Annotated in this window: 13 protein-coding genes; 7 read left to right on the top strand and 6 right to left on the bottom strand. The window is 38.2% G+C overall.

Annotated features, from left to right (window positions below; all coding sequences use genetic code 11):
- Positions 1-57: 57 nt before the first annotated feature.
- Both OM074_RS16290 and OM074_RS16285 read right to left on the bottom strand, forming a co-directional pair.
- Positions 58-1,599, bottom strand: coding sequence for an acyl-CoA carboxylase subunit beta (locus OM074_RS16290; protein WP_301201369.1), 1,542 nt, complete (start codon positions 1,597-1,599; stop codon positions 58-60).
- 356 nt (positions 1,600-1,955) lie between these two features.
- A complete protein-coding gene (locus tag OM074_RS16285) occupies positions 1,956-3,095 on the bottom strand; it encodes a WD40 repeat domain-containing protein (protein WP_301201367.1) in 1,140 nt (379 codons plus the stop codon).
- A 595-nt stretch (positions 3,096-3,690) separates the two neighbouring features.
- Between OM074_RS16285 and rsgA the strand changes: the two genes are divergently transcribed.
- From rsgA to OM074_RS16255, 6 genes are all read left to right on the top strand, one after another.
- Complete coding sequence (gene rsgA, locus OM074_RS16280) at positions 3,691-4,770, top strand: ribosome small subunit-dependent GTPase A (RefSeq protein WP_301201365.1); 1,080 nt, start codon at positions 3,691-3,693, stop codon at positions 4,768-4,770.
- A gap of 1,131 nt (positions 4,771-5,901) precedes the next feature.
- Positions 5,902-7,218 (top strand): sensor histidine kinase, encoded by a 1,317-nt coding sequence (locus OM074_RS16275; RefSeq protein WP_301201364.1) that lies wholly within the window; start codon positions 5,902-5,904, stop codon positions 7,216-7,218.
- 116 nt (positions 7,219-7,334) lie between these two features.
- On the top strand, positions 7,335-7,697 hold the full coding sequence (gene trxA, locus OM074_RS16270; RefSeq protein WP_301201362.1) for a thioredoxin: 363 nt from the start codon (positions 7,335-7,337) through the stop codon (positions 7,695-7,697).
- An 11-nt stretch (positions 7,698-7,708) separates the two neighbouring features.
- The gene (gene trxA, locus OM074_RS16265; RefSeq protein ID WP_301201360.1) at positions 7,709-8,176 is read left to right on the top strand and encodes a thioredoxin; all 468 of its coding nucleotides are present in this window, start codon (positions 7,709-7,711) and stop codon (positions 8,174-8,176) included.
- Positions 8,177-8,247: 71 nt separating this feature from the next.
- Positions 8,248-8,859, top strand: a complete 612-nt coding sequence (locus OM074_RS16260; protein WP_301201358.1) for a thiamine phosphate synthase — start codon at positions 8,248-8,250, stop codon at positions 8,857-8,859.
- Between the two features lie 32 nt (positions 8,860-8,891).
- Positions 8,892-9,560 (top strand): thiamine phosphate synthase, encoded by a 669-nt coding sequence (locus tag OM074_RS16255; RefSeq protein ID WP_301201356.1) that lies wholly within the window; start codon positions 8,892-8,894, stop codon positions 9,558-9,560.
- Positions 9,561-9,778: 218 nt separating this feature from the next.
- Here OM074_RS16255 and OM074_RS16250 read toward each other — a convergent pair whose 3' ends face one another.
- The 4 genes from OM074_RS16250 to OM074_RS16235 form a co-directional block, all read right to left on the bottom strand.
- Entirely contained in the window at positions 9,779-10,606 is an 828-nt protein-coding gene (locus tag OM074_RS16250; protein WP_301201354.1) for a hypothetical protein, read from the bottom strand.
- Between the two features lie 29 nt (positions 10,607-10,635).
- Positions 10,636-11,469, bottom strand: a complete 834-nt coding sequence (locus OM074_RS16245) for a hypothetical protein (RefSeq protein ID WP_301201352.1) — start codon at positions 11,467-11,469, stop codon at positions 10,636-10,638.
- A gap of 311 nt (positions 11,470-11,780) precedes the next feature.
- Complete coding sequence (locus tag OM074_RS16240) at positions 11,781-12,311, bottom strand: hypothetical protein (protein WP_301201350.1); 531 nt, start codon at positions 12,309-12,311, stop codon at positions 11,781-11,783.
- Between the two features lie 95 nt (positions 12,312-12,406).
- On the bottom strand, positions 12,407-13,198 hold the full coding sequence (locus OM074_RS16235) for a DUF6261 family protein (protein ID WP_301201348.1): 792 nt from the start codon (positions 13,196-13,198) through the stop codon (positions 12,407-12,409).
- Between the two features lie 388 nt (positions 13,199-13,586).
- On the opposite strand from OM074_RS16235, the gene OM074_RS16230 reads away from it, so the two are divergent.
- Positions 13,587-13,886 (top strand): hypothetical protein, encoded by a 300-nt coding sequence (locus OM074_RS16230; protein WP_301201346.1) that lies wholly within the window; start codon positions 13,587-13,589, stop codon positions 13,884-13,886.
- Positions 13,887-14,064 lie beyond the last annotated feature (178 nt).

The raw sequence follows: 14,064 nt of genomic DNA, 5'->3' as shown, positions 1-14,064 counted from the left end.
AAGTATAAAGGCACAATATTTTAAAACTTGCGACTTAATACCTGATACTAAAGTTTTTTACAATGGAATATTCCCGTGTTTCTTTGTTGGATTGTGCTCCACTTTATTTTCGAGCAAAGCAAAGGCATTGATAATCACTTCACGTGTTTCCGAAGGATCTATCACCTCATCGATATAACCTTTTTCATCGGCTACGTATGGGTTGGCCACATTCTCTTTATAATCGGCAATCAGCCTCCGTTTCAATTCCTCAGGATCATCGGCGTTAAGCAGCTCCTTGCGGTTCAGTATTTTAATGGCCCCTTCGGGTCCCATTACGGCCACTTCCGCAGTTGGCCATGCAAAATTAAAATCGCCTCCCATATTTTTACTATTCATAACAATATAGGCTCCTCCATATGCCTTGCGTAGTATTACCGTAATTTTTGGAACAGTAGCCTCGGCAAAAGCATACAGCAACTTAGCTCCATGCATGATAATGGCATTGTGTTCCTGGCTGATTCCAGGCATAAAACCAGGTACGTCTTCGAGTACCAAAAGCGGAATGTTAAACGAATCGCAGAAACGCACAAAGCGGGCAGCTTTTTTAGAAGCATCAATATCTAAACAACCTGCCATTACTTTAGGCTGGTTGGCCACTACACCAATTACCTGGTTGTTTAACCTGGCCAAACCTATCACAATATTCTGGGCGTGGTTTTCGGCTATCTCAAAAAATGAATTTGTATCCACAATCAGTTTGATCACATCCACCACATCATAGGGTTTGTTGGGATCGTCAGGAAGAAGTAGCGATAACTTTTCATTTTTCCCTGGAGCCACATCTTCAACCGACAGCACCGGGGGGTGTTCTACATTATTTGAAGGCAGGTAGCTCAACAGCTTTTTAACTCCCATCAAGGTGTGTTCCTCATCGCTAAAAATCATATCGGCCACACCGCTTTGCGTTGCATGTACCTCAGCACCACCCAATTCTTCAAAAGTAGTGTCTTCGTTCAGTACTTCCTTAACCACTTCAGGACCGGTAACAAACATATACGAAGTGTCCCTGGTCATAAACCTGAAATCGGTAAGGGCAGGGGAATATACAGCCCCACCTGCCGCAGGCCCAAGGATTACAGAAATTTGAGGTATAACACCAGAACTCTTTACGTTTTGCGAAAAAATCCCTGCGTACCCGGCTAAGCTGGCCACACCTTCCTGAATTCTTGCGCCGCCGGAATCTATCAAACCTATAATCGGATGTCCCATTTTTAGAGCCATCTCCTGTACTTTTATAATTTTTTGGGCATGTACAACGCCTAATGATCCACCCATGTAGTTAAAGTCTTGTGCAAACACAAAAACCTTTCTGCCATTAACTGTACCATATCCTACAATCACACCATCCCCGTATTGCTTTTCATCTTCTTTGCCAAGAGGCTTTACAAAAGCATCAATTTCACGAAAACTGCCATTGTCCATTAAAAAGTCAATGCGCTCACGGGCAGTCAACTTTCCCTTTGAATGCTGCCTGTTATAATAGTTTTCGTCGTATTGCGAAATCAGGCTTTCGTTTCTTTCATGAAACCTTTTAAACGGTATTCTATTATCTTTCATACTTGTCGTTTTTCAGAAATAAGAGCACGACAAAAAAAGGAAATTATTTGTTTCCAAAGAGCAGAAAATATGTTGTAAAGCATAAAAACAACGTTTCGAATAATTAATTCCACATTTTAAATACTTAAACAAAATCTCTACATAGCCCTTTTTATCTGGCATTTATGCCGTCATGCATTTTATAACTCATAACAAATATCCAAACAGTTAAGCAAAGAAAATGTTTGACGAAAGGGGGGGAGGTAAGTGCAGGCTTAGTTTCTGGTTTCTGGTTTCTGGTTTAGTTATTAGAGTCATTGGTCATTGTTCATTGGTCATTGTTCATTGGTCATTGTTCATTGGTCATTGTTCATTGTTCATTGTTCATTGTCATTGATATTGCTCACTGTTAACTGATAATACTTGTCAATCAGGCCCTGCTTAAATTCCTCAGCCTTTTGTTCCCGTATTTTATAATCATCTTTCGACTCACCCTTTTGCTTGGGTAAAAACAGTTTACTATCTGTCATTTCCTTTTGAAGCTCTTTGGCAAAATAAAAATCTACAAACACCTTTTTCGGAACTTCCCATTCCACAATGTTTCCATCCTTGTCGCACGAGTAAAAGCCTGTTCCACTGGCATTCCATTTCACATCCAGCACATGTGTTTTATGAAAACGATATCTGTAGATGCAATCACCGCTAGCTATATTATATAAGCCAATAGTATTATCATAGGCTGCTGTAAGCAAAAATTTTTCATCATTCCTTATGTCAATATTGCTAATGGGCTGGGTGTGTCCCCCGTAAACCTTCAGTGCTTCGGTGGTTTCAATATCCCATAATTTGGCATAGCCATCGTGCGAGGCCGACAATAGTTTTTTACCCTCATCAATAAATTGCAAGCAACACACGGGGCCTGAATGCGCCAGGATTTTACCTGTCCTTGTAGCCGAATTCCCATCCCATAGTTCAATGGTCGAATCCAGCGATCCGGCAGCAATCAAGTGGTTGTTGCTTACTGCAACCGAAACCACACTCTTTTTCTGGTCTGTATCAATAACCACAGGTTCCTCCGGTTGGGTATTGTTCCAGCATCTGAAACGCTTTTCGTATGATCCACCCACAAAAAAATCCTCTTTGGCAGTCATGCCCATATCAGTAATAAAGGTATGGCTCCCTTTATAAAGTTTTTCAGGCTCCCCGGCACCCCAAAGCCACAACTTAAAACTCTTATCTCCCAACGAATAAAACCCATCATAAACATCCGAAAACCTCACATCCATTACGGCCTGGTAGTGTGCCTCAAATTCCTGTTCCATTTTCATCTTTTCCAGATCAAATACCGCCACCATTTTATTCTCCCCGCCAATCAGCAATTTGGTGTTATCCTTATTCACATCAATACAATTAGGCTGAAACGCAACCCTTGTAATTTCATTTTTAAGGTATTCATGCTTTTGGGCAAATAGAGCAGAACATATAAACAACAAGCAAACAACAGTATATTTTCTCATGGCAAAATATTTTTTCAACCGTAAACATATAAAAATTAGTTGGGCGTTCCCCTCGGTATAAACATTTTCTTAAGCACAAAAACCATTGCTCGGGTCAGGCTTTCCGCTCATACTCCTCGCTCCCTGTGCTATCTGCAAATCCTGTTTATGCCCGATTTCAACTTTATCTAAAAAAACTACTTTGCAAAATAACGCTGTGGGGTATCCGCTTCAATCCTTAACGCAAACAAAGCCGTCAATAATGAGCCCTTTGCTATTGGTATCCGCTCTAAGCAACAAACTCTCCACCCTTTGCCCTTCGCTCTCCGCACTTCGCTTCACTCTCTGCCCTTCGCCCTTCGCTCTCAGCTCTCCGCCCTCAGCCCTTCACCCTCCACTATTGGCAATTCACTAATATTCCTTATCTTTGTAACGGATGATTAAAACTTCATTACATATTCCTATAATCGGGTATCCGGAGCTGGTATAAGCGACAGGTGTTTTTACCCTATATTCCTTCATCATATTTATTTTGAAGTGCTTAAAAGCACCTGTCAGTGAGATTGTATATCGCTATAAAACAATTAGCTCATTTTTTATATCAAACAAAAATATCATGACAACTCATAATAATATCTTAATCCAGTTGGGTTTTAGTTCATCATTCGAAAATTACCTAAAAGAAAAGCAACTACACGATTGGGAAATTGCCCGTATAACATCAGAACATAAAGAGCGTTACCGTTTGGTAAACCACAATGGCGAGTTTGAGGGCGAAGTAATCGGAACCCTCAGGTTTACTGCTCAAAACAGGGAGGATTTTCCCGTTGTAGGCGATTGGGTTACCATTACAAAATATGACGATGCCAAAGTATTTATCCATCATATTTTAAAGCGGACAAATATTTTAAAGCGTCAAGCTGTGGGTAAAGCTGCAACAGCACAGCCCATTGCAGCCAATGTGGATTATGCTTTTGTTGTAGAATCAGTTAACCGTGATTTCAGCATCAACCGTTTCCAACGTTATATTACTCTGTGTTTCGAAGCCCGGATATCTCCCATATTGGTTTTAAACAAGGCGGATTTGATTGATACAGACATCTTGCGTGAATTAGTTGAAGAAGTAAACAATAGGATTCCCGATGTTCCTGTTATCACAACTTCCTGTTTAAGCCAAAGTGGTATATCCGATTTGCAGGAATTGATACTATCAGGCAAAACATATTGTTTCCTGGGTTCTTCCGGAGTAGGCAAGTCGAGTTTAATCAACCTCTTGTCGGGTAGCGAAGTAATGGAAACAGGTGTTATTGGTTCTGGAACGCAAAGAGGGAAGCATGTTACTTCGCATCGCGAGTTAATTATATTGCTCAGGGGTGGTGTTTTAATCGACAACCCTGGTATGCGTGAAGTGGGCATTACTAATGCCGAATCCGGATTAGGAACCACTTTTGTAGACATCACTTCCCTTGCCAAACAATGTAAGTATACTGATTGTACCCATCAGCACGAAGATGGTTGCGCCGTGTTAGAGGCACTCGAAAATGGTGAAATTGATCGTGACAGCTATAACAACTTTCTGAAAATGCAGCGCGAAGCGCAACATTACAGTTATACCGAAGCTGAGAAACGGCAAAAAGGGAAGGATTTTGCAAAAATGGTGAAACAAGTAAAAAAGCGTAAGCCTTGGAAGTATTAGGGAAATAGCTAGTAGGACGGCTGCGCCTTTAGCTGATAGGACGCTTCGCTTTAGCTTATCTGTTTTACTCAAAGCATTTATTGCAGAGTGAAATATGTTTTAAATTTATTTAAACGAGTAAGGGTTAATGAGCGAAATGGAATATAGTTGGTGGTAAATAGCTAGTAGGACGGCTGCGCCTTTAGCTGATAGGACGCTTCGCTTTAGCTTATCTGTTTTGCTCAACTTACAAATAGTAAGCTTGGCGGGAATCACTCTTCCCCTTAACATTGAAGTTAAGGGGAAGTACGCCGCCAAAGGTGGTGGGATGGGGATTAGTTAGTCCCATCACTTGTAATCTGTAAGTTTCTCTGTATAGTAAAATATTTCCAGCTATTCAATCTTATAACTTTAAGAACCTTGTAACTTTATAAACTTTACGAACTTTATAAACTATAATTACTGAGTGAAATATGTTTTAAATTTATTAAAACGAGTAAAGGTTAATGAGCGAAATGGAATATAGCTGGTGGTAAATTGCTAGTAGGACGGCTGCGCCTTTAGCTGATAGGACGCTTCGCTTTAGCTTATCTGTTTTTTCTCAACTTACAAATAGTAAGCTTGGCGGGAATCACTCTTCCCTTTAACATTGAAGTTAAGGGGAAGTACACCGCCAAAGGTGGTGGGATGGGGATTAGTTAGTCCTATCACTTGTAATCTGTAAGTTTCTCTGTATAGTAAAATATTTCCAGCTATTCAATCTTATAACTTTAAGAACCTTGTGACTTTATAAACTTTAAAAACTTTACGAACTTTATAAACTATATAAATCCACGAACTTTTTATTGCGAATATTTGAGTATGTGAATACAATATTCAATTGCTCCTTTTTTTTGTTTTAATACATTTTTTCTGAAACAATTTCGTTTTTACACTGTATTGTTATTTAGTATCAGCAAGAAAACTCCTGAAATAGTTAAAGCTCCAACCGCTCACCCCTAACCCCTAAATGGGAAATCCCTCGCTCTATGCGAGTTGATGGTTCTCCCTTTAGAGCCTGTTCCGAACTTTTATTCGGGAGAGTCAGAGGGTGTGTGGAGGGAAGACGTTGGATTTTTCTTGCTAACATTATATTGGAAAATGTGATATGTGATGGTTAATGTAGAAGACACCTTTGCCAGGATAAAGGTGGCAGCAACACTTGTTGTTACCACTGCGGTTTTATTTGTTGAATTATATTATCTGGTAGCATACGATATTTGGCAGATACAGCTTTTGCAAGTGGCAAGTATATTGATTCTTGCCATATTGTCAGTTTTGGTATACCGTAAAAAAATGTCCATTGAAACGGGTTTTGTTATTGTGGCATACACGGCTTTCCTTAATATGGTGTTGGGCATGGGATATCTTCACGACTCAATGCTCGAAACGCTTATCCTCGATATAATATATATGTTTATGCTTTTGCCCCTGATAGGTATTTTAGGTGGGAAAATCCATGTTTTAATTTTTGGGCTGTTGATCAATCTGCACCTGTTCTACGTAACAATGCTTTCCAATAACTCGTTTTTGTCCGATCATTTTGTGGTAAATGCAGTTGTTATATCAATATATTGTATCGCCATTTATAAAATAAAAAAGGTTTTTGACCATTCGCTCGCCAGCCAAAAATCAATGGTTTTTCAGATAAGGGAAAAAAATGAACGCTTAAACCAGCAAACACAGCACTTGTTGGGTGCCAATGCAAAAATTAGTGAGCAAAAAGAAAAGGTTGAGCAGCTAAATGCTACTAAAGATAAGCTGTTTTCGATAGTGGCCCACGACTTAAAGGAGCCAATGAATACCATACTGGGTTTTTCGGAGTTGATGAAGTTGCAATGTGAGGATATTGATTGCCAAACCCGCCAGATGTATAATAATAAAATATTCGATTCGGCCATGAACCTGTCGAATATGATGAACAGGTTGCTAACCTGGTCGAAGGCTCAGTTGGGCTCCATAACCTATAACCCCGAAATAACTGATTTGTGCCATGTATATGCCAATGTAGTAACAGAACTAACCCATGTGCTCGATGAAAAAAAGATTAAGTGTGTGCTAAAAGGCTGCGATAGTGCAAGTGTTTGGGCTGATCCGTTGATGGTGGAAATCATTTTCAGAAACCTGTTGGTTAATGCCGTTAAATACTCATACCCGGAAGATGAGATTAATATTTCGCTAAAAAAAGAAAACGGCTTTGTGGTAACCCGGGTTACGGATACGGGTATGGGTATGAGCAGTGAACAGATAAAACGCCTTAAAAATCCGTTTGACTACTACACTTCCAAAGGAACCCAAAAAGAAAAAGGCCAGGGATTGGGTGTTAAAATTGTAATGGAAATGATTAAGCACAACCAGGGAAGCTTTGATGTGGAAAGCCAATCGGGTAGGGGCTCTGTTTTTAGTTTTGGACTTCCGGTAAATCAATAAATACTCCAATTTTGTCAGTAAATAATTATTGGCACACACTTTGATATGGATATATCGACATTTATACATATATTTGTAAAGTCGATATTTGAGTATTAATTAAAAATATTATAATCATGTTAGAGCACTTAACTAAAGAAACGTTCAAAACAAAAGTGTTTGATTTTGAAACCAACAAAGACTGGAAATTTGAAGGCAACAAACCTTGCTTAATTGACTTTTATGCTGATTGGTGTGGGCCATGTAAGGCAATAGCCCCGGTTTTAGAAGAGCTTTCGAAAGAATACGATGGCAAAATTGATATTTACAAGGTAGATACAGAAGCGGAAAGAGAATTGTCGGGAATGTTTGGGATACAAAGCATCCCGTCATTGCTTTTTATTCCTAGTGAAGGTCAGCCGCAAATGGCACAGGGCGCATTGCCAAAAGACACATTGAAAAAGGCCTTTAAAGATGTATTGAAAGTAAATATGGACTAATACTTGCAATTATGAATAATTTTCTGATTTCAACATTAACTGCCCTTTTTCTTTTAACGGGTTTTTCTTGCTCTGGCGAAGTAAAGGCAAAGGAAACAGGAACTGGCAATAATGACAGTGGCGTGATATACCTTAGCAAACAATCGTTTAAACACCATATTTACGATTTTGATGCAAACAAGGAATGGAAATACGAAGGTAAAATTCCTGCTATTTTAGATTTTTATGCTGATTGGTGTGGGCCATGCAGGATGTTGGCTCCGGTTCTGGATGATCTTCAAAAGGAATATAAGGGCAAACTCCAGGTGTTTAAAATAAATACTGACAATGAGAAAGAATTGGCTGCAATGTTTGGGATCAGAAGTTTACCTACCATTGTGTTTATCCCGGTAAACGGGGAGCCCAAGGCTGTAATGGGTTTTAGGCCAAAAGAGGATATGGAAAAGATGATATCCGAAGTGCTGCAGGTTACTAAATAACACTTGAAATATTATTTGATAAATTATAGGGCTGTCCGAAAAGAATTATCTTTGGGCAGCTTTTTTTTATTATGCAGTTTTATATCATAACACATCCCGCTACGGTACCCAATGAGGCTGATATTATCAGTTATTTATTAAGCAATGAGCTGGCAACTGTACATTTACGAAAACCGGATTCTTCAGTAGATAATGTGAGGAAATTACTTAAAGCCATTCCCGCCTCGCTTCACAACAAGATAGTTGTGCACAATCATTTAGAACTAAGCAACGAGTTTGATATTAAAGGATTGCATTTTAACAGGCACACCCAACATTTAATTAAAAACTATGAATCCTTTCCCGGATCAAAGAGTATCTCCACACATGGGTTAAATGAAATAACAGATTTACCATCTGTGTTTGATTATTATTTTCTGAGTCCGATATTTGCAAGCACCTCAAAGCCTGGCTATGGAGGCAATTCTTTTTTAATGAAGGATATATTGAAATTCGCAAAGCAAAATCCAGACAGGAAACTGGTTGCCCTTAGCGGTATAACCCATAAAAACATTTATAAAGTGAAACAGGCCGGGTTTTATGGAGCTGCTATCCTGGGGGGCTTTTGGGATTTTTGTAGCATTTCAGAAAAAATGGATGATGTCAGTGTTTTTTTTCATCAGATGAATTCTGTTCTTTTATAAGGATTTAATATTATTGCATAAAAAATATATCAATGAACAAATATATAGGCCGCTTACACTTTGTTACTTTCCAAAATACTGAAATCCCTATTGAACAACAGGTTCAGGAGTATTGTGCCGGAGGAGGCAACTGGGTACAGCTAAGGTTGAAAAATAAAACGGAGGAAGAAATAATATCCATTGCCCTAAAATGCCAGCGCATTTGTATGGAGCACAATGCCACCTTTATAATTAACGATTATGTGGATATTGCAAAAAAAATTGATGCAGACGGTGTTCACCTGGGATTAAATGATTGTTCAGTTTCTGAAGCCAGGAAACAACTTGGCGAACATAAAATAATTGGTGCCACGGCCAATACATTTGAACATATTCAGCAACACGTTTCTGAAGGGGTTGATTATATTGGGCTTGGACCATTTCGTTTTACGCAAACCAAAGAAAACTTAAGTCCTGTATTGGATTTTAAAGGTTATATGGACATTGTTTCAAAATGTTATACTAACAAAACTGACATCCCAATTATTGCCATTGGAGGTATTACTACTGAAGATATAATGCCTTTATATAATACCGGAATTTATGGGATAGCGCTATCTTCGTATATTGCCAAAAGCAAAAACATAGGGCTGACAACTATAGATATACTCAGCGAAATAGGTAAGGGTCAGTCCGTAAACTTTACAAAAAAGAAAAAATAACCTTTTAGTTCTGCTAGCGCGGATCGCAGATCTGCGCCTACTAGAGGCTTTGTTGTTTTATTATACAGGCCAGAGGCCTTATGTACTGCGACGTAGCCAGAGGCATACGCCGAACGATTTATCATTACTTATTTGTGGGGCTCATTTGTTCATGATTAATATAAAAAAAGCACCGCCCTGCCTGGCAGTGGCGATGCTAAACAACACTACACAAGTTTTTAAAAATGAAACATCAGGTACAGGCCACTATAAGTTGCCGGACGGGCTGTTTCAAGGTTAGAGGTTTTATTGCCGGGTGTTTCAGGTATGTCAACCGAAATTACACGGTCGTTGCTCCATTGTTCAAAGGTGCTATAACTTTGCGATTGCCAGGTTTTGGTATACATTAAACTACATTCCCCTCCAATACATATTTTGGGGAGTATATAGAACTCAACACCAACAAAGCCTCCGCCAGTAATTCCATTTGATTTTCCCTTGTTTATTTCTGTTGGTCTGCTTGTTTCAAAATCCCAGTAGTTACCGGGTGTTTGATTTGCTGCACTAAAAGCATTTCCATATTCGTAAAAAATACTCTCTTTGCTATATTGGTAGCCCACTTGTAAACCGTAAAATCCCTTTAGTCTTCCATACCCTCTTGATTTTTGAAGACCTATTAACACGCTGTAGCTGTTTTTTTGGGTCTTTTTCATATCTTCTACCATATTGTACATATTTAACGGGTCAATATTGGCCTCATTATTTATGTAATAGAATTCCTTGTTAGTACTATTTCCAATACTAAGGTTTATCCTAATGGCCGATTTGTTGGTGATGTAATACCTGAAATACAGGTTTTGATTACCTAAATCGAGTTCGTTATTCTCTGTGCCATTAAATAAGTTTCCAAGATATTCTAAATATGGGCTGGCATCGGCACCTATTGCCCAGTCGTAGGCCTGGGGGAGGTATGCAATGCCGTGTTTGTTTTGTATGGTATTGTTTTGTGCCATAATGCTGCACGTGAATAGCAGTGCCAAAGCTGCAACAATTGTACTTTTATGCATTGTTTTTTCGTTTTATACAGTTTCTGATGTTATTCAAAATTTTTCCTGTCATCCAGGTGGATAATGATATCCTGATCTTGGGTGCTGAATGATCCTATGTAGTTTTTGAAATATGTATAACTATCAGAGGTGCCGTTGCTTAATAGTTTTTTGTAATCAAAACCCAGAATTTTTAAATCTTCCCCTTTTTTTACAATGATTGATGTTTTGCTGTAAGATTCGGTACCAATCATAGTGGATTCAAAGTTTGAAACGGTTAAACTCCATAGTGAAGAACCTTGGATGGTTAAGGCTATTCCGCTGGGTAAATATTCATATCCTGTAGTCAGTTGGTTAAATTCTCCATTTATAAATAAATTAATACTAACGGTTTCGCTGTAGTTGTTGTAGAATTTGCTGGTGTAATTGAGTTCTACAATTTCGTACGACATAGGAAGAAGGTTGATTGTTGTTGCTGTTGATGAATAGATTTTCTGAATCTGAGCATTGTTTGAGTTTATTTCTTGTGTTTGAATTGCTTCAAAATCAAAAGGGGTAATGGTATAGGTTGCGCCTCTGCTCGAAACAGGTACGCTAACTTCAATACTGCCATTTGAATCAATAAATGCAGTGTCTGTCCAAACGCCCGGGGCACCCGGGTTGAAATCTGAATAAGGAGCACTAATGAGTATAGGCGTTTTTTCAGGAGCTGTTTCGTATCCACTTGTAATCAGGTTTAAGTCTGCGTAAGCATATAGCTTTACGGTTGCACGATTAAAATCTTCCATTTCAAGTTTTGTGCTTTCTATATCATCGCCACACGATGAAAATATTAGAAACATAGTTAGGGCTGAGGCATAAGTTGCCAATCTAAAAAATCTCATTTTTTTTAAATGTTTTATTAGTTAATACAAGGATACAGGCAAAGGAATGCCGGGTATCCATTTAATTAATGAATATTGATGTTGTTCCATCAGGCAATTTCGATGAAAGGCATTGATGGGTTTTTTAAAGAATTCAGAATTGTTTTGAATAGGTTTTAAGTTTTTTGTGAGCAAAAAGTATTGTAAAAACAGGAAGAATGGAGGCCTGCAGGAAAAACGAACTACAAAATATGCAGACCTCCAAAGCTGTCCTGAATAATTTTAAATGCTACCCTTTGTGCTTAAATCCAAATTTTCTTTATGTTTATTGCTTAAGCTTGTTGGTACTCGCTATCCCAGTCTGTTCCATCATCACCTTTTTGTCCTTCCATTTTTATCATAAAATTTTTGGCCGGAAAAAATGGTCTCATATGAATATCAAGGTGCACTTTGTCTTTTTGAACCGGATCTTGCTCAAACCGTTTAATTGTAAAGCTCTCTATTAGTTTTTCGGGGCCTGAAATGGTGTCTAAAAACCTGATGATCTGCCCTAATAGTTCTTTTCTGGTTTTGGCATTAAAGTTTTCAAATGCCCGCCTGTTTAAAAAGTCCATCATAACTTTTGTAACATAATCAAAAACCCTCACCACCGAATAGGTTTGAAGTCCCATGTTGTCGCCATTAAACAGCGTTTTGGCCGAAAAAGCCATTACTTTTCCGTATTCGTTCACCATGGGTATCAGACCCATCTTTTCCAGGTTTGCTATCTCGCTTTTTTTCAGGTCAAACCTAACGCCCTGAACTTCGTTTATGCCACCGTGCTTTTTGCCAGCAGTAACCTGCGACATTAAGGTGCGGTACATTTTGCCTTTCTATAGATCTTAATTTTTTATAAGAAATTGGCTGCCCAAGGGCAGCCGGTGCATTTTATTTTTAATCTACGGGTTAATAGTCTTTGTTAATTTAAATTTTCTATTTTAATATCTTCTATAACGTTAGATTCCTGGTTGTTGATGTTTTCAGTATCAGTATTCTCATTGTCGTCAGAAGTATGTTTGCGAGAGCTAAGTAATTTGTTGTAGTGGTCAAATAATTTGTTAATCATCTTAATAAGTGCCTCGTAATCATCTTTGCCTTTGATTGTAACAAAAGCGCTGATGTGATCAAGAAGAGTTTGTTGTTTAACTACTAGTTCATCCCTGATTTCTTTTACTTTTAACTCAGATGCTTCAGAAGATTCTTTAACACGGCTTAAGAAAGTGTTATCAAAATCAATGTTTTCATTTTCTAAAACGTCAATCCAATTTTGTATGCCTAAAACATTAACGGCATTGACATACTTCTCTGTGTGTTTCCATTTTTCAATAATGTCTGTAAGCACCCCGGTTTCTGCACTGTAATTTAAACGGGCAATGCCACTACCATATGAATCCAGGTGATGTTTCAAGGTATTTGCAGCACTACGCTTTTCTTCATCATAATGATAGGTGAATGCGGTTACGTAATGTGTGATACCTGTAATTGAATTGTCCCTTTTTTCATCTTTTTTCTGTAGAAGTGCAGTTATTTCACTTCCTTTTTCAGGTTTGTATATAGCTGAAAGGACGGTTTGAGTTTGTTTAAATTGTTGGTAAGGTGCTTCGATTTGTAGCTTTACCGGGTCATGGTCTTCAACGACTTTGCAAAGGTTGTAACTGAAAGTGTAAAACTCATGGTTTCGCAAATGTCGCAGTTTGATGTTTGTAAACATAAAAATGATGTTGTGTAGATTTAATTAAAATGCATTGCAAATATATGATGCTGCAAATAACAAAAAAAGTAAATAATTTACTTGAATGACGAAAGGTTCTTTACTTGTGATTAACGATAAAATAACACTGACGAAAAGATTAATTGTTTTGATAAGAGTGTTTTGGGTGATAATGCGTTGTTTTGGGAGGTGATTTTGTGTGCAATAAGGTGTGTGTGTTATTTCTGTATTAATTAAACAACGTATTTTGGGGGATTGGGAGCAAGATGTAATTTTTCTGTTTAATAAAATACTTTAGTATAATTGTGAGTAGAAATATTATAGTCGTTTTTTTTATACAAAATATACAGAGTGCGTTAACGAATGCTGATTACAATTATCAGAAAAATTGTTTCAGATTGGCAGTTGGTTTTTCAGGTTGGGGAATCTTTGCTGCAGATTGCAGGGGACTTTCCCCGGTTGGGGAAACCTTGCTGCAGATTGCAGGGGACTTTCCCTGGTTGGGGAAACCTTGCTGCAGATTGCAGGAGACTTTCCCCAGCTGGGGAAACCTTGCTGCAAGTTGCAGGAGACTTTCCCTGGTTGGGGAAACCTTACTGCAAGTTGCAGCAATGCCTATATCAGTGAGTTACGTATTTTTGTAAAATATTGTATTTATAATAAAACAGATAGTGAATATATCAAATAACAAAAATTAAAACCACTTTTACTATGAAGAGTAAATTATTGTTGCCAACCTTGGCCTTAACCATTGGAATTATTGGAGGCATCTGCCTTAATAGTAAATTCCGTAAACCTAAATCAAGTGACATAGCCAAGTTTGAGGAAATTGTCCGAATCAAAGAGCTGCACCTGATTAAGCACAT

Origin of the sequence: Plebeiibacterium marinum (genome assembly GCF_026013615.1) — a bacterium.
Lineage (GTDB): Bacteria > Bacteroidota > Bacteroidia > Bacteroidales > Marinilabiliaceae > Saccharicrinis > Saccharicrinis marinus_A.
The sequence above is the reverse complement of the archived record's forward strand: the minus strand, read 5'-3'. Positions and strand labels throughout refer to the sequence as shown.

Bases quoted from the DNA above. Each gene is read 5' to 3' on its own strand.
- trxA (WP_301201360.1), top strand. From the start codon at position 7,709: ATGAATAATTTTCTGATTTCAACATTAACTGCCCTTTTTCTTTTAACG.
- OM074_RS16275 (WP_301201364.1), top strand. From the start codon at position 5,902: ATGGTTAATGTAGAAGACACCTTTGCCAGGATAAAGGTGGCAGCAACA.
- OM074_RS16255 (WP_301201356.1), top strand. From the start codon at position 8,892: ATGAACAAATATATAGGCCGCTTACACTTTGTTACTTTCCAAAATACT.
- trxA (WP_301201362.1), top strand. From the start codon at position 7,335: ATGTTAGAGCACTTAACTAAAGAAACGTTCAAAACAAAAGTGTTTGAT.
- OM074_RS16240 (WP_301201350.1), bottom strand. From the start codon at position 12,311: ATGTACCGCACCTTAATGTCGCAGGTTACTGCTGGCAAAAAGCACGGT.
- OM074_RS16290 (WP_301201369.1), bottom strand. From the start codon at position 1,599: ATGAAAGATAATAGAATACCGTTTAAAAGGTTTCATGAAAGAAACGAA.
- rsgA (WP_301201365.1), top strand. From the start codon at position 3,691: ATGACAACTCATAATAATATCTTAATCCAGTTGGGTTTTAGTTCATCA.
- OM074_RS16235 (WP_301201348.1), bottom strand. From the start codon at position 13,198: ATGTTTACAAACATCAAACTGCGACATTTGCGAAACCATGAGTTTTAC.
- OM074_RS16250 (WP_301201354.1), bottom strand. From the start codon at position 10,606: ATGCATAAAAGTACAATTGTTGCAGCTTTGGCACTGCTATTCACGTGC.
- OM074_RS16260 (WP_301201358.1), top strand. From the start codon at position 8,248: ATGCAGTTTTATATCATAACACATCCCGCTACGGTACCCAATGAGGCT.
- OM074_RS16285 (WP_301201367.1), bottom strand. From the start codon at position 3,095: ATGAGAAAATATACTGTTGTTTGCTTGTTGTTTATATGTTCTGCTCTA.
- OM074_RS16245 (WP_301201352.1), bottom strand. From the start codon at position 11,469: ATGAGATTTTTTAGATTGGCAACTTATGCCTCAGCCCTAACTATGTTT.